Annotated in this window: 1 protein-coding gene; it reads right to left on the bottom strand. The window is 61.8% G+C overall.

Annotated elements, in window-relative coordinates:
* Window positions 1-314, bottom strand: a 314-nt coding sequence (locus GM298_RS23245) for a DDE-type integrase/transposase/recombinase (protein WP_266155415.1), incomplete at both ends; no start/stop codon positions are given.

The following is a 314-nucleotide window of genomic DNA, read 5'->3' as shown; positions in this document are numbered from 1 at the left end:
GAGCCGTTATCCATCGTCATCCTGTCCGGCAGGCCGTAGCGTTCAAACACGCTGACCAGCTGCTGCTGCACGGTCTCACGACGTTCATCGTTACAGTGCACCAGGCACAGGGAAAAACGGGAGTGGTCGTCCAGCAAAGTGAGCGGATGGCAGCGGCCACCGCCAAAGGGAAAGTGGCCCTTAAAATCCATCTGCCAGAGCCGGTTGGGCGCGTCATGTTCGAACCGTCCCGTGGCGGGAATGCCCGGTGAAGTGCCCGGCAGCAGGCCGTGACGGGCCATCAGGGTATGAACGGTGCTGAAGGCGGGCATGGT

Origin of the sequence: Enterobacter sp. HSTU-ASh6, from assembly GCF_026319105.1 — a bacterium.
Lineage (GTDB): Bacteria > Pseudomonadota > Gammaproteobacteria > Enterobacterales > Enterobacteriaceae > Enterobacter > Enterobacter sichuanensis.
This window is presented reverse-complemented; position numbering and strand designations above follow the sequence as displayed.